16 protein-coding genes are annotated in these 14,953 nt (G+C 64.1%); 10 read left to right on the plus strand and 6 right to left on the minus strand.

Going from position 1 to position 14,953, the window contains the following annotated elements; translation table 11 throughout:
* Positions 1 to 80: 80 nt before the first annotated feature.
* From AC5Y4F_RS04060 to AC5Y4F_RS04080, 5 genes are all read right to left on the minus strand, one after another.
* Positions 81 to 587 carry a hypothetical protein gene (locus AC5Y4F_RS04060; RefSeq protein ID WP_067939998.1) on the minus strand — a complete coding sequence of 169 codons (507 nt, stop codon included), beginning with the start codon at positions 585 to 587 and terminating at the stop codon, positions 81 to 83.
* Complete coding sequence (locus AC5Y4F_RS04065) at positions 584 to 1,198, minus strand: TetR/AcrR family transcriptional regulator (protein WP_067940089.1); 615 nt, start codon at positions 1,196 to 1,198, stop codon at positions 584 to 586. Before AC5Y4F_RS04065 ends, AC5Y4F_RS04060 begins: the two co-directional genes overlap by 4 nt.
* A 125-nt stretch (positions 1,199 to 1,323) precedes the next feature.
* Complete coding sequence (locus AC5Y4F_RS04070; RefSeq protein WP_499995239.1) at positions 1,324 to 2,478, minus strand: thiolase family protein; 1,155 nt, start codon at positions 2,476 to 2,478, stop codon at positions 1,324 to 1,326.
* A gap of 111 nt (positions 2,479 to 2,589) precedes the next feature.
* Complete coding sequence (locus AC5Y4F_RS04075; RefSeq protein WP_499995768.1) at positions 2,590 to 3,756, minus strand: acyl-CoA dehydrogenase family protein; 1,167 nt, start codon at positions 3,754 to 3,756, stop codon at positions 2,590 to 2,592.
* A gap of 132 nt (positions 3,757 to 3,888) precedes the next feature.
* Positions 3,889 to 5,187 (minus strand): amidohydrolase family protein, encoded by a 1,299-nt coding sequence (locus AC5Y4F_RS04080; RefSeq protein WP_067940091.1) that lies wholly within the window; start codon positions 5,185 to 5,187, stop codon positions 3,889 to 3,891.
* A gap of 383 nt (positions 5,188 to 5,570) precedes the next feature.
* On the opposite strand from AC5Y4F_RS04080, the gene AC5Y4F_RS04085 reads away from it, so the two are divergent.
* The 8 genes from AC5Y4F_RS04085 to AC5Y4F_RS04120 all read left to right on the plus strand — a co-directional run bounded on the left by AC5Y4F_RS04085 (position 5,571) and on the right by AC5Y4F_RS04120 (position 11,785).
* Complete coding sequence (locus tag AC5Y4F_RS04085; protein WP_499995241.1) at positions 5,571 to 6,104, plus strand: carboxymuconolactone decarboxylase family protein; 534 nt, start codon at positions 5,571 to 5,573, stop codon at positions 6,102 to 6,104.
* 17 nt (positions 6,105 to 6,121) lie between these two features.
* Positions 6,122 to 7,399, plus strand: coding sequence for an aromatic ring-hydroxylating oxygenase subunit alpha (locus AC5Y4F_RS04090; protein ID WP_067940007.1), 1,278 nt, complete (start codon positions 6,122 to 6,124; stop codon positions 7,397 to 7,399).
* Positions 7,383 to 7,706: a hypothetical protein gene (locus tag AC5Y4F_RS04095; RefSeq protein ID WP_067940009.1), complete on the plus strand. Its 324-nt coding sequence runs from the start codon at positions 7,383 to 7,385 to the stop codon at positions 7,704 to 7,706. The genes AC5Y4F_RS04090 and AC5Y4F_RS04095 overlap by 17 nt, the downstream gene beginning before the upstream one ends.
* Before the next feature lie 3 nt (positions 7,707 to 7,709).
* Positions 7,710 to 8,942 (plus strand): metal-dependent hydrolase family protein, encoded by a 1,233-nt coding sequence (locus AC5Y4F_RS04100; protein WP_499995245.1) that lies wholly within the window; start codon positions 7,710 to 7,712, stop codon positions 8,940 to 8,942.
* Positions 8,920 to 9,390 (plus strand): nuclear transport factor 2 family protein, encoded by a 471-nt coding sequence (locus tag AC5Y4F_RS04105; RefSeq protein ID WP_067940013.1) that lies wholly within the window; start codon positions 8,920 to 8,922, stop codon positions 9,388 to 9,390. The genes AC5Y4F_RS04100 and AC5Y4F_RS04105 overlap by 23 nt, the downstream gene beginning before the upstream one ends.
* A gap of 18 nt (positions 9,391 to 9,408) precedes the next feature.
* The gene (locus AC5Y4F_RS04110) at positions 9,409 to 10,506 is read left to right on the plus strand and encodes an acyl-CoA dehydrogenase family protein (RefSeq protein WP_499995246.1); all 1,098 of its coding nucleotides are present in this window, start codon (positions 9,409 to 9,411) and stop codon (positions 10,504 to 10,506) included.
* A gap of 75 nt (positions 10,507 to 10,581) precedes the next feature.
* Complete coding sequence (locus AC5Y4F_RS04115) at positions 10,582 to 11,340, plus strand: acyl-CoA dehydrogenase family protein (protein WP_499995770.1); 759 nt, start codon at positions 10,582 to 10,584, stop codon at positions 11,338 to 11,340.
* 175 nt (positions 11,341 to 11,515) lie between these two features.
* Positions 11,516 to 11,785: a DUF4190 domain-containing protein gene (locus tag AC5Y4F_RS04120; RefSeq protein ID WP_067940020.1), complete on the plus strand. Its 270-nt coding sequence runs from the start codon at positions 11,516 to 11,518 to the stop codon at positions 11,783 to 11,785.
* A gap of 9 nt (positions 11,786 to 11,794) precedes the next feature.
* Here the strand turns inward: AC5Y4F_RS04120 and AC5Y4F_RS04125 are convergent, their stop codons facing one another.
* Positions 11,795 to 12,982, minus strand: a complete 1,188-nt coding sequence (locus tag AC5Y4F_RS04125; protein ID WP_499995248.1) for an acyl-CoA dehydrogenase family protein — start codon at positions 12,980 to 12,982, stop codon at positions 11,795 to 11,797.
* A gap of 242 nt (positions 12,983 to 13,224) precedes the next feature.
* On the opposite strand from AC5Y4F_RS04125, the gene AC5Y4F_RS04130 reads away from it, so the two are divergent.
* A complete protein-coding gene (locus tag AC5Y4F_RS04130) occupies positions 13,225 to 13,875 on the plus strand; it encodes a TetR/AcrR family transcriptional regulator (protein ID WP_067940022.1) in 651 nt (216 codons plus the stop codon).
* Positions 13,876 to 14,103: 228 nt separating this feature from the next.
* Entirely contained in the window at positions 14,104 to 14,952 is an 849-nt protein-coding gene (locus tag AC5Y4F_RS04135) for a mycofactocin-coupled SDR family oxidoreductase (RefSeq protein WP_067940024.1), read from the plus strand.
* The last annotated feature ends 1 nt before the right edge of the window (position 14,953 follow it).

Consider the following 14,953-nt stretch of genomic DNA (forward strand, 5'->3'; position numbering starts at 1 on the left):
CAACGAGGGCCGTTGCCGGAGGCCGATCGAACGACGAATCACCCGAACTACTGGAAGTCGCGTGCGGTTCGGGCTGCGCCTTAGCTGGCGGGAACCAGGTCGGCGGCAACCGACGGCCACGCCAGCAGCCCGCTGCGGAAGGTCTCCACATGACCGATCGCGGTTTGCGGTGCGGCCGCGGCCGCCAATGCCTGGGCCTTGAACGTCTGGGCGGCCATGCTCAGCTCGTGTTGCACCACGCCGACGCTGTCATCGAGTTCGGACGGCCAATCCTCCCCCCACAGCGTGACCTCGGTGACACCGTGATCGAGTGCCTGCAGCACGCCCTGGCGCACCCGCGCGTCGCAGCCGAACAGGTCCGCCGCGGCCGCCAGGGCCTGCGGGCGCGGACGCGATTGCACCGACGCCAACGCCTCTTCGAGGTCGAGCATCTGGGCGCCGACGATCTGCAGCGGCCGGTCGTCGGGGTGGTCGGCGACCAGCACGCTAACGTCCCAACCCGCCATCGCCCGGTCGAAGATCCAGCCGCCGGCGAACCTCACCACGTCGAGGACGGTGGCGGCGATGACGTCGAGCCGGTATCTCATGTCGTCTCGGGGTTCTTCGTGGGCGCGAAATCCCGCGCCAGTGCCTCGGCGTACTGCTTGAACGCCTCGGCTAGCGGGATCGAAGGATCGAGTAACCATGTGGTTTCCATTCCGTGGACGAAAGCGAGAATTTCCACTGCCTTGACGGCGGGGTCTATGTCTGCGCGATACCGGCCGTCGGCCTGACCGCGACGGATGAGATCGGCGACGATGTCGGTCGCGGCCCGGTGCCTGGCCAGCATGCGGTCGTGCAACGGAGCCTCGGGAAGGATGTTCTCCACCAGCAGCACCGTGAAGGTGCCCACCAGTTCGGGGGCCCGGTAAAAACGGTCTGCGACCGCGGCGATCTGGGCGAACAGGTCACCGGTCCGGTCTGCATGCGTGTCGTCGTCGAGATCGCGGGCATCGAGCACCGCATGCAGCAACTGCTCCTTCGATTCGAAGTGATGTAGCAGCCCCGCGGGGGTCACCCCGGCCTCGCCGGCAATCTGGGCGAGTGTCGTGCTGCGCCAGCCGTTGCGGGTGAGCAGGCGTTGCGCGACGTCGAGAATCCGCTGCTTGCGGTCCTCCCCCTTGGCGAGAAGCGTGTCGTATCGGCGTGCGACAGGCACCACGACCTCCTCGCGCTTTTGTATCGACGCCGGAAAAACCAACCAAGTGAACACACAGTAGGTTAGTTTGGCCGCTGTGACAAGGGTCACCTGGCTCGAGTTTTGTCCGCGACGGCCCGCCGCCGCTAGTTCACCAGCTCCACCAGCGTGGCGTTGGCTGTGCCGCCGCCCTCGCACATGGTCTGCAGTCCGTAACGAATGCCGTTGTCGCGCATGTGATGCGCCATGCGTGTCATCAGCACCGCCCCGGATGCACCCAGCGGATGTCCTAGCGCGATGGCGCCGCCCAGTGGATTCATCCGTGCCGGGTCCGCGCCCGTCTCCGCCAGCCAGGCCAGCGGCACCGGCGCGAAGGCTTCATTGACCTCGAAGACGCCCACGTCGGACAGCGCGACGCCGGCCTTGCTCAGCACCTTTTCGGTCGCCGGGATGGGGCCGGTAAGCATCAGCACCGGATCCGCTCCGGTCACCGCGCCCGCCAGGTACCGCACGATCGGTACCAGGCCCAGCTCGACAGCCATCTCGGCGGTGGTCACCAGCAGCGCGGCAGCGCCGTCGGAGATCTGCGACGAATTACCCGCGTGGATCACGCCGTCTTCGGCGAAGGCCGGCTTGAGCGTGGCGAGCTTCTCGACGCTGCTGCCGCGCCGCACGCCCTCATCGGCGGTGCAGACGTTGCTATCGGCTCCGTCGACGAACACCGGCACGATCTGTTCGGTGAATGCGCCCCCGTCCTGGGCCGCCGCGGCCCGCTCGTGGGATTCGACGGAGAATTCATCGAGCCTGTTGCGCGAGAACCCCCACTTTTTGGCGATCATCTCCGCCGACAGGCCCTGGTTGAACGAGAAATTGTCATAGCGGGCAAGGACTTTCGGACCATACGGCATCCCGGTTGCCCGGGCCGAGCCGAGCGGAACACGGCTCATGACTTCGACCCCACCGGCCACGACGACATCCTGCTGGCCTGACATCACTGCCTGCACCGCGAAGTCGAGCGCCTGCTGGCTGGACCCGCATGCGCGATTGACCGTGGTCCCTGGGATGGTTTCGGGCCAACCGGCTGCTAAAACCGCGTAGCGACCGATGTTGCTGGATTGGTCGCCCACCTGGGACACGCAGCCCCAGATCACGTCGTCGATGACGTCTGGACCGATGCCGGTGCGTTCGAGGAGTTCGGTGAGGACGACCGCGGAGAGGTCGGCTGCATGCATGCCGGACAGCGCGCCGTTCCGCTTCCCCACCGGTGTACGCACGGCCTCGACGATGACTGTTTCGCGCATAGCTCTACTCCGATTGCCTCTCGCCCGAATGTGGATCCATCATCACCGAGTGTGTACTGAGGGCGCAAAAATCACCAAAAATTCGCCGTGACTACACGTTCGACGTTAGACCTAATAGCTTTTCGGCAACTTCAGGACGTTGGCTCCCAAGAAGTTCAGAATCATTTCCTGACTGACGGGCGCGATCTTCATCAGCCGGGCCTCCCGGAAGTACCGCGTGATGTGGTACTCCTCGGCGTAACCCATGCCGCCGTGGGTTTGCAGCGCCCGGTCGGCGGCTGTGAAGCCCGCGTCGGCGCAGAGATACTTGGCCGTATTGGCCTCGCGGCCACACGGTTTGCCGTTGTCGTAAAGCCATGTCGCCTTGCGCAGCATCAGTTCGGCGGCATCGAGCCGAGCCAGCGAATCAGCGAGCGGGAACTGCAATCCCTGGTTCATCCCGATGGGCCGGCCGAAGACCTCGCGCTCATTGCCGTATTTCACCGCCTTTTCCAGCGCCACCCGGCCGATACCGAGAGCCTCGGCCGCGATGAGCATCCGCTCGGGGTTGAGGCCGTCGAGGATGTACTGAAAGCCCTTGCCCTCCTCACCGATTCGGTCCTCAACCGGCACCTCGAGATTGTCGATGAACAATTCGTTGGAACTCACGGCGTTGCGGCCCATCTTGCGGATCGGGCGGATGTCGACCCGGCTGCGGTCGAGGTCGGTGATGAACAGCGTCATCCCGTCGGTCTTCTTGGTCACCTCGTCATAACTTTGGGTCCGGGTGAGCAACAGGATCTTGTCGGATTCCATCGCCTTGGAGATCCAGACCTTGCGACCGTTGACGATGTAGCGATCACCGTCGCGCTTGGCGAACGTGGTGATCCGCGAAGTGTCAAGCCCGGCACCGGGTTCGGTGACGCCGAAGCAGACGTGCACTTCACCGGTCGCGACGGCGGGTAACGTTCGTGCCTTGAGTTCATCGGAACCGTGCACCACGACCGGCTGCATGCCGAAGATGGACAGGTGGATCGAGCTGGCGGCGTTCATGGCACCACCCGACTTCGCGACCTCCTCGAGCAGGATCGTCGCTTCGGTGATGCCGAGACCGTGACCGCCGTATTCGGTGGGAATCGTCATTCCCAACCAGCCGCCATCGGCGATGGCGCGGTAGAACTCGGTCGGGAACTCGTGCGCCTGGTCCTTCTCCATCCAGTACTGGTCGTCGAATTTTCCCGCCAGCTCCGCCACTGACCGACGGATCAATTCCTGGTCATCGGTCAGCTCAAAGTTCATTCCGGCGCCAGGCACTGCTAGATCTCCTCATTCATTGCCGACGGCGAGATTGCCGTGGTGGTCGCGTATTGCCGGACAGGGCGACCCTGAGTGCAATGTCGACACGGCTCACCCGAGGCCGAGACCGGTTTGTCAGTCCTTGTTGCCGGTAAGGGCTTTCGCGTTGGCCGCGAAATCGGCAAAGGACGACCCACCTCGGCTGTCCTTGTCGTGGCCCGCCGCCCTAATGGACACGTCATGCCCCTCGGCGGCCTTACGCAGCGCACCGACGGTGGCCTGTTCGCGCGAAATGTGTGTGAAGGGGTCGAATGAGTACCAGCGCATGGCGTTCTCGTAGGTCATCTTGTTGATCTCGTCATCAGGAACGTTGTTGATCGACAAGACATCCCACAACTCTTCCGGCGCGCCCGGCCACATCGAGTCGCTGTGCGGGTAATCGGCTTCCCAGCAGATGTTGTCGATGCCGATCATATTGCGCAGCGCCACTCCGACCTTGTCGCTGATGAAGCAGGTCAGGAAATGGTCGCGGAAGACGTCGCTGGGCAGCTTGCCCTTGAAGTCCTGGTGCGTCCAGGTGGAGTGCATCTCGTAGGTGCGGTCGGCGCGCTCCAGGAAGTAGGGAATCCAGCCGGTCCCGCCCTCGGACAACGCAATCTTGAGGTCCGGATACTCCTTGATCGGCCGCGACCACAACAGGTCAGCGGCGGCCTGCACGATGTTCATCGGCTGCAGCGTGATCATCACGTCCATCGGCGCGTCCGGCGCGGTGATGGCCAGCCGGCCCGATGACCCGATGTGCACGTTCATCACGGTGTCGGTGTCGCACAACGCTTTCCACAACGGGTTCCAGTACTCGTTGTGGAAGCTCGGGTAACCCATGGCGGCCGGATTTTCGGTGAATGTCAGCGCATGCACGCCCTTCTTGGCTACCCGTCGCACCTCGGCGGCACACGCCTCGGCATCCCAGATCACCGGGATCGCCATCGGGATGAACCGCGCCGGGTAGGCGCCGCACCACTCGTCGATGTGCCAGTCGTTGTAGGCCTGCACCAGCGCGATAGAGAAGTCGTGATCGTCGGTGACGAACAACCGCCCGGCGAAGCCCGGGAACGACGGGAAGCAGATGGAGGCCAGGATGCCGCCGGCGTTCATGTCCTTGACGCGTTCGTCGACGTTGTAACAACCAGGCCGGATCTCGTCGAGCCCCGTCGGCTCGATGCCGTACTCGTCCTTGGGCCGGCCGGCCACCGCGTTCAATGCCACGTTCGGGATGACCGTGTCGCGGAACTTCCACATATCTGAGCCGTCGTCGTTGTGCACCAACCGGGGCGCGTCGTCCTGGTACTTCTTCGACAGGTGGTTCTTGAACATGTCAGGCGGCTCGACGGTGTGGTCGTCGACGCTGATCAGGATCATGTCTTCTTTGTTCATGGCCGTCCCTTCCATCGGATCCATTGGATCGATTACAGCCTCGGCGAATCGCTGTCCCGTGCCAAGATCATTAAAATGAAAACTATCTTCTCGCCTGACGAGAATCAACATCCAGAGGTTGCTGCACCGTTGGCAGCCGCCTGACCAGCAGCCGAGCTCAGGGGCGAATTTTCCGCTACCACGTGGAACGCAGTGAGTCGGAACCCGGCGTGAGAAATCGCTTGCGGCGTGCGGTCCAGGCGAGGGCCATCTGGCCGGACGGCCGCGCTAGGCGGCGCCCTGCTCGAGCCTCGGCAGCCCGGCATTGACCGGGCGCGCGTTTCGTGCCAGTCTGTTAGTTGCAAATGAGAATATGATTCTCTTTCACCGAGAGGACACTGCTGATGCGGTTGCAGCCGCTCCCCGCCGACCAGTGGGACGAGGCTACCCAGCACGCACTCTCGGCGATGCGTGGCGCGGACACGAACAACGCGCTTTCCACGCTGGCTCACCACCCGGCGCTCGCCAAGGCGTTTCTGCGCTTCAATGTCCACCTCCTCACGTCGTCGACGCTGCCGGCCCGCGTCCGCGAGCTGGCCATCCTGCGGGTGGCTCATCGTCGCCAGTGCGCGTACGAGTGGTCACACCACGTCAGGATGGCCAAGGACGAAGGGCTCACCGACGACCAGATCGCGGCGGTACAGCGATTCGGCGATGACAGCGGCGCGGACTTCGACGCGTTCGACCGCGCGGTGATCACCGGCGTGGATGAACTCGATGACAAGTCGGAGCTGTCCGACCTGACATGGGCGGCACTGGGCGAGCGCCTCAACGACCAGCAGCGCATGGATTTCGTCTTCACGGTCGGCTGCTACGCCCTGCTGGCCATGGCCTTCAACACTTTTGGCGTCCAGCTCGAACCCGCCGAACAACACTGACACGAGAGGTTAGAACGTTGCCGCACTTCCCCAAGCCAGCCGTCGGCAGCTGGACAGAAAACTACCCCGACCTCGGAACCGGCCCGGTTGACTACACCGATTCGATCGATCCGGCGTTCTTCGAGGCCGAACGCGACGCCGTCTTCAGGAAGACCTGGCTCAACGTCGGCCGGGTCAATCGGCTCCCGCGCACCGGCAGCTACTTCACCCGAGAGCTGCCGTCGGCCGGCAAGGGTACGTCGGTGATCATCGTCAAGACCAAGGACGGCACCGTCAAGGCGTACCACAACGTCTGCCGGCACCGCGGAAACAAGTTGGTGTGGAACGACTTTCCCAACGAGGAGACCTCCGGCACCTGCCGGCAGTTCACCTGCAAGTACCACGCCTGGCGATACAGCCTCGACGGTGACCTGACCTTCATCCAGCAGCCGGAAGAGTTCTTCAACGTCGACAAGGGCGATTACGGCTTGGCGTCGGTGCGCTGCGAGGTATGGGAGGGCTTCATCTTCATCAACTTCGACGACAACGCGGCGCCGCTCATCGACTATCTCGGGCCGCTGGCCAAGAGCATCGAGGGCTACCCGTTCGGCGAGATGACGGAGACCTACTCCTACCGGGCCGAGGTCGGCAGCAACTGGAAGCTGTTCATCGACGCGTTCGTCGAGTTCTACCACGCGCCGATCCTGCACCAGGGCCAGTACACCAAGGAGGAAGCCGCCAAGATCCAGAAGTTCGGCTACGAGGCGCTGCACTACGAGTTGGCCGGACCGCACAACCTGCAGTCGACCTGGGGTGGTCAGGCCCCGCCGCCGGACATGTCCATGGTCAAGCCGATGGACCAGGTGTTGCGCAGCGGTTTGTTCGGTCCGTGGGACAAGCCGGAGATCATCGAGAAGCTGGAACTGCCACCGGGCGTCAACGTGAAGCGGGTCCCGCAGTGGGGCATCGACTCGTGGCTCTTCTACCCGAACTTCATGCTGCTGATCTGGGAGCCGGGCTGGTACCTGACCTACCACTATTGGCCGACTGCCGTCGACAAGCACATCTTCGAATCCACGCTGTATTTCGTCCCACCGCGCAACGCGCGGGAACGCCTGGCACAAGAGCTGGCCGCGGTAACGTTCAAGGAATATGCGCTGCAGGACGCGAACACCCTGGAAGCGACCCAGACCATGATCGGCACCCGGGCCGTCAAGGAGTTCCTGCTATGCGACCAGGAAGTCTTGATCCGTCATCTGCACAAGACGACCGCTGACTACGTGAAGGAGCACCAGCGCAATGGCGTTACCGTCTGAATTCGCGGCCCTGGAGCCCTATTTGGATTGGGACCTGGCCACCGAGCCTGAGCGCTATGCCAAACGCCTGGCCTCCACGATGTCGCAGATGCAGGAGTTCTACGACGCCGCGTTCCCGTTGCTCAACGACGTCATCGCCTACTGCGACAAGTTCCCACTGGACGATCTGCCAGACGACGCAAAGACTTTGATGCACATGATGCAATCGCTGGTCATGGTGTCGTTCCCGATCGAGGCCTGGAAGCAGCCGCGGGTTCCCGACAGTGGCGCGGCGTGGGTTGAGGTAGTGCGGGAGCCGGTGATCTAAGCGGTGCTGACGCTCAAGGCCGCTGGGCTGCTCGACATCGATGCCGGGGAGATCCTTCGGCCCGGGATTCTGAAGGTCGAGGACGATCGGATCGTAGACGTCGGGGGTTCGGGCTCGACGGGCCCAGAAGACACTGTCATCGATCTCGGCGACCAGATTCTGTTGCCGGGCCTGATGGACATGGAGGTCAACCTGCTCATGGGCGGGCGAGGCGAAAAGCCCGGCCTGTCACAGGTTCAAGACGATCCGCCGACGCGAATGTTGCGCGCGGTCGGCAACGCCCGCCGCACCTTGCGCGCCGGGTTCACCACGGTGCGCAACCTCGGCCTGTTCGTCAAGACCGGCGGCTACCTGCTCGATGTCGCGCTGGGCAAAGCGATCGACGCGGGCTGGATCGACGGGCCGCGGGTGGTGCCGGCCGGTCACGCCATCACACCGACCGGTGGACATCTGGACCCGACGATGTTCGCGGCGTTCGCACCGCACGTGCTGGACCTGACCATCGAGGAAGGTATCGCGAACGGGATCGACGAGATCCGTAAAGCGGTGCGCTACCAGATCAAACACGGCGCCGAGCTGATCAAGGTCTGCTGTTCGGGCGGCGTGATGTCGCTGACGGGACCACCTGGGGCGCAGCATTATTCGGACGAGGAGCTGCGAGCTATCGTCGACGAGGCGCACCGGCGCGGAATGCGCGTCGCCGCACACACCCACGGCGCCGAGGCCGTCAAGCATGCCGTCGACGCCGGCATCGACTGCATCGAACACGGTTTTCTGATCGACGACGAGGCGATCGCCAGCATGGTTGAAAACGGCACGTTCCTGGTGAGCACGCGGCGGCTGGCCGAGGGAATGGACGTCTCGCACGCACCGCCGGAGCTGCAGGCCAAGGCGGCCGAGATGTTCCCGAAGTCGAGGACCTCGATATTGGCCGCGCACAAGGCCGGTGTGAAAATCGCCGTCGGCACCGATGCCCCGGCAATACCCCACGGCCGCAACGCCGACGAGCTCGTCACGCTGGTGGAGTGGGGTCTGCCGCCTCTGGCGGTACTGCGCGCGGCCACCACCACAGCGGCCGATCTCATCAACTCGAGCGACCGGGGCCGGCTGGCGCCAGGCCAGTTCGCGGATATCATCGCGGTGCCCGGAGACCCGTTGCAAGACATCACGGTTACCCGGCACGTCAGCTTCGTCATGAAAGGCGGCAAGGTTTATGTCGACGCCGGATCAGTCTAAGAGCGGCCCAACCAGAACTGACGACCTGGTCGAGATCCAGCAGCTCCTCGGCCGCTACGCGGTCACCATCACCCAGGGGGACATCGAGGGCCTCGTCGCCGTCTTCACACCCGACGGCACTTACAGTGCTTTCGGTGAGACCTACAGCCTGAGCCGATTTCCGGAGTTGGTGGCTGCGGCCCCAAAGGGCTTGTTTCTCACCGGAACCGCGGTCGTCGACCTGGACGGGGATGCGGCCAGCGGCACTCAACCGCTGTGCTTCATCGATCACGCCACCCATGACATGCGGATCGGCTACTACCGTGACACCTATGTGCGAACGGCCGACGGGTGGCGACTGAAGACCCGCGCCATGACCTTCATCCGCCGCAGCGGTGTACACGACTCCGGACGCCCGCACGCCATCGGGCGTCCCGCAGGTGACTCTGCGGCCCAGCCAGCGACTTAAAGGAGCCGACCAATCGAAGTGAATGTCGAGCAGTTCCGGGCCGATCTGCGCGCGTGGCTCGACGACAACGATCTGACCCCCGGGCCCGACCGCTCGCTGCAGGGGCACATGCGGCAGTTCGCCCGGGTCAGCCGTGCGCTTTACGACGCCGATTGGATGCGGTTCGGCTGGCCGGTTGAGGTCGGCGGATTGGGTGGTCCCGCGGTGCTGCGGGCGATCGTCGGCGAAGAGGTGGTGGGCCGCCGCCTGGCCGAACCCGGGCCCTATTCGTTGCTGGAGGTGCTCGCGCCGACGATGATCGACTACGCACCGGCCGAACTCGCCAAAGAAATGGTTCCGCGCCTGCTAAGCGGTGAAGAGCAATGGTGCCAAGGCTTTTCCGAGCCCGGTTCCGGCAGTGATCTGGCGTCGCTGACGACCCGGGCGGTCCAGGACGGCGACAACTGGATCGTCAACGGGCAGAAGGTCTGGACCAGCTTCGCGCAGTTCTCCACCCGGTGCGTCCTGCTCACCCGCACCGCGCCCGGGCACGACGGAATCACCGCGTTCTTCGTGGATCTCGACACTCCGGGCATCACCATCCGTCCGTTGCGGACGATGCACGGCGTCGACGAATTCTGCGAGGTGTATTACGACGACGTCGTGATTCCGGCCAGCCGGATGCTGGGGAAGCGCGGGGACGGTTGGCGACTGGCCATGGACCTGTTGCCCTATGAGCGTTCCGCCTGTTTCTGGCAGCGGATCGCCTACCTCTATTCGCGTTTCGACGAGCTGATCACTACGGCATCCAAAGTCGGCGAACCCGACGAATCCGCGCTCGGCGGCGCCTATTTGGCGCTTCACACGCTGCGCTGCCGGTCACGCGCCACTCAGCACCGGATGCGCGACGGCGCCCGACTCGGACCCGACACCTCCATCGACAAGGTGCTGCTTTCCTCCGCGGAGCAGCGGCTCTATGACACCGTCCGCGATATGCTGCCCGGCACACTCGAGCTCGAAGATACACCGTGGCGCTCGGAATACCTGTACTCGCGCGCGGCGACGATTTACGGCGGCACCGCCGAAATCCAGCGCAATATCATCGCTCGCCGGCTGCTCGATCTCGGGAAGGAGTGAATCGTGGCCCCTGCGGCAGACATCGAGTCAGACCCCGAATCGCTGCGCCTGCTGGCTGAGTCGCTGCGGACGACGATGAACGCCGCCTCCGGAGCCAAGCTCGATGAGGCGCTGACCGACCTCGGCTGGCGCGACATGCTCGAGGAAATGCCCGATGTCGCAATCCCTCTGGTATTCGAGCTGCTCGGTGAGACAGGCACGCACGCACCCGTGCTCAACGACGTGGTGCTGTGCGCGGGCGGTGACGCGCCGGGAGGCACACTGCCGCTCCCGTTCGCCGGCGGCTCCTGGGTAGTGTGGGAGCGCCGCGACCGCCCCGGCTCGGCCATCGATGAACTGCTGCCGATACACCCTGTGCCGCAAGAGGATCCCTTGCCGTCAGAAGCACTGCAGGCGTGTTGGCGGGCCGTGGGGTGGTGGCTGGTCGGCACCAGCCGCGCCATGCTGTCACTGGCTCGGCAGCACGCCGTGGACCGCGTTCAATTCGGCCGCCATATCAGCTCATTCCAGGCGATCCGCCACCGGCTAGCCGAGACACTCGTCGCGATCGAAGGCGCCGAGGCCACACTGCAGGCCGCGACGGAATGCGACGACCCGCAGGGGCTGGCTTCCCTGCTGGCCAAGGCCGCGGCCGGTCAGGCCGCGCTGACCTCCGCACGCCACTGCCAGCAGGTACTCGGCGGTATCGGCTTTACCGCCGAGCATCCGCTGCACCACCACATCAAGCGGTCGCTGATCCTCGACGGACTGCTGGGCAGCTCTCGGGAACTGACGCGTGCGGCCGGAAAAGCGTTGGTGGCGGCCGGTTCTGCGCCGCGACTCGCGCAGCTCTAATGGTCGCGGCCCAGGCGGCCACGCGGATTGTCAACCGAGATCGACGCTAGAGCGCACAAGTTCGAGTGGTCACCACGGTGGCGTCGATTTCGCTGAATGCCGGCGGTGACGGTAGGGGCATGCGGGTGGTATGTCCACGTAGACTCGTGCCGATACCTCCAACAGGATGGGACGCATGAGTCACCCCGATGCACCGCAGAACCAGTTCGGCGTCGCGTCGGTGCTGCTGGGCCTGGTTGGACTCCTTACCTGCTGGTTGCTGCTTGGAGTGCCTTTTGGCATCGCGGCGGTGGTGACGGGCGACATCGCCCGGCGCAGGGTTGCCCGCGGTGAGGCGAACAATCCCCGAGCCGCCATGGCCGGCATGGTTTTAGGGGCGATCGCGATCGTCGCGGGCCTCGTCGCCGTCGGTTACTACGCCCAGCTGGACACCCGGAAGCGCTGACAACGCAAATCAGTTGCGCGGCAGCCCTAGTACGCGTTCCGCGATGATGTTGCGCTGGATTTCCGAGGTGCCGCCCGCGATGGTCGCGGCGAAGGTACGGGTATACCGGTCGAACCAGCTGCCGTAGTGGCTATCCAGGTTGAGGGGCGCGAACGGGGCCGTGACCGCACGCAATGCCAGACCGTCACCGTCCTTGGCGTTGAGCGCGTCCTCAGTGGCGCGTTGCATCGACTCCGAACCGAGCAACTTGAGCACCGACTGAGCGGGAACATCCTCTTCGCCACGCGCGGCTTTGGCCAACGTCGCCGACCCCAGTAACCGCATCGCATAGAAATCCATCACCAACGTCGCGTAGTGATCCCGGTGCACCGGACCCGAGGTCCTGGACTCAACGGTCAACGCGTGCAGCATGTCTGCGTAATCCAGCCAAAGCATCGCGCGTTCGTGGCCGAGCGAACCGGTCGCAACGCGCCAGCCCGCGTTGAGCTCGCCCACCAAGTTCTCGGCCGGCACGCGTACATCGGTGAAGAAGACCTCGTTGAAGTCGACGTCGTCGATGTCGCCCACCGAGGCGAAGGGGCGGCGGACCACACCTGGGGTGTCGGTCGGAATCAGTAAAGCGCTGATACCCTTATGTTTTGGCGCGTCCGGGTCGGTGCGCACGAATGTCAGCAATACGTCGGCGTGATGGGCACCCGATGTCCACACTTTCTGCCCGTTGACGACGAAGTAGCCACCTTCGGAATCAGACGAGCGCACGGCGCGCGTCTTCAACGAGGCGAGATCCGAGCCCGCGCCGGGTTCGCTCATCCCAAGGGATGCGGTGATCTCCGCCCGCAATATCGGCACCGCCCAGCGTTGCTTCTGTTCGGGTGTGCCGAACGACAGCAATGACGCCGCGATGATGCCGACACCCTGCGGATTGAAGCTTTGATAGATGCGCCGCCGCGACAGCTCTTCGCGGTACACGTATTGCTGCAACAGCGTCGCGTTGCGCCCACCGAACTCCGGCGGGTTGCCGGGCTGTAGCCAGCCGCTGTCGAACAGCAAGCGCTGCCATCGACGGGCCCACTCCGGTATGTCCGAACTCGACTGGGGCCGCACGAACGCCTCGGCCTCGGAAGGCAGATGTGCGTCGAGGAATGCGACGAATTCGGCCCGAAACGCCTCCACGTCGGCGTCAAACGTCAGCTGCACGGCACTTCCCGGGATGGTCCTGAGCACACCGCGCCGTCGGTAGATCCGGGTTTCCGCCGACGTCGCGGTTCGCTCTTGCGATTAAGCTTCCATAGACACGTCTGGGAGAATACTATTCTCGTCGTAAGAAAGTTACAATCTCCGACACGTGATCCGTGAGGGGGTAGAGCGCAGCGATGTCACGGCGTTCTCCGGTAGAGTCCAACCATGTTCTCCCCTCGCGGCAATCAGCTGAGCCGGCCGTGACCAATCCCAGTGAAGAGCCGGCCTGGAAGCAGCGTGCCGTCGAGCGGTCCATCAAGACGGCGAAACTGCGCGCCGCGCAGCGTGTTCAGCGCTTCCTCGACGCCGCCCAGGCCATCATCATCGAAAAGGGGAGCACGGACTTTACCGTGCAGGAGGTCGTGGACCGCTCCCGCCAGTCGTTGCGCAGCTTCTACCTGCAGTTCGACGGCAAGCACGAGTTGCTGCTGGCGCTCTTCGAAGATGCCCTGAGCCGATCGGCCGACCAGATCCGCGCCGCCACGGAGAGCCAAACCGATCCGTTGGAGCGGCTGCACGTGGCCGTTCAACTGCTGTATGAGGCATCGCGCCCGGACCCGACGGCCAAGCGACCGCTGTTCACCGACTTTGCCCCTCGTTTGCTGGTGACGCATCCGGCTGAGGTCAAGGTAGCTCACGCACCGTTGCTCGCGTTGCTGACGGAGTTGATGGAGGCGGCCCACGACGCCGGCAAGCTGCGCACCACCATCAATCCCAAACGCGTCGCCGCCATGACGATGCAGACCGTCATGTTCATCGCGCAGTCCAGCGGCGGACCCGACGACGCCACGATGCACCCCATCACCGCCGACGAGGTGTGGGACTTCTGCTCACGCGGATTCATCGCGTAGCGCCCTCGCCGCGCCCTCATCTCATAATGAGCGATTACCGCGCGCCATTTGCCGGTGAGAATGAGATTCTCTAATATCTAGAACCACAGATAGCCAAAATGGATTCGTCATTGACACCCGTGATGACGCGGTGACAGAGTTCAAGGGCGGCAAGACCCGCGGTCCTGCGAACGCATTCGTTCTCCGCAATGGCGTGCCGATCAGATCAAGTCAGGAGTTGAGGTAGTCATGACCGGACGTGTTGAGGGCAAGGTCGCTTTCGTCACCGGAGCGGCGCGCGGTCAGGGCCGCAGCCATGCAGTGCGGTTGGCCCAAGAGGGCGCCGACATCATCGCCGTCGATATCTGCAAGCCCATCCGCGAGGGCGTGCTGGACACCGCGATCCCGGCGTCGACGCCCGAAGACCTCGCCGAGACCGCTGACCTGGTCAAGGGGCACAACCGCAGGATCTTCACGGCCGAAGTCGATGTGCGCGACTTCGACGCACTCAAGGCGGCGGTGGACAACGGCGTCGAGCAGCTCGGCCGGCTCGACATCATCGTCGCCAACGCCGGAATCGGCAACGGCGGCGAGACTTTGGACAAGACCAGCGAAGAAGACTGGACGGAAATGATCGACGTCAACCTGTCCGGGGTGTGGAAGAGCGTGAAAGCCGGCGTTCCACACATCCTGGCCGGTGGCCGCGGCGGGTCGATCATCCTGACCAGCTCGGTCGGTGGGCTCAAGGCCTACCCGCACACCGGACACTACGTCGCCGCCAAGCACGGCGTCGTCGGCCTGATGCGTGCCTTTGGAGTTGAATTGGGGCAGCACATGATTCGCGTCAACTCCGTGCACCCCACGCACGTGAGCACCCCGATGATCATGAACGAGGGCACCTGGAAGATGTTCCGGCCCGACCTGGAGAACCCCGGTCCCGACGACATGGCGCCGATTTGCCAGATGTTCCACACACTGCCGATTCCCTGGGTCGACCCGATCGACATCAGCAACGCGGTGCTTTTTTTCGCCTCCGATGAGTCTCGTTATGTCACCGGCGTAACCCTGCCCATCGATGCGGGTAGCTGCCTCAAGTAGT

This window comes from Mycobacterium sp. NGS56 (assembly GCF_059812425.1).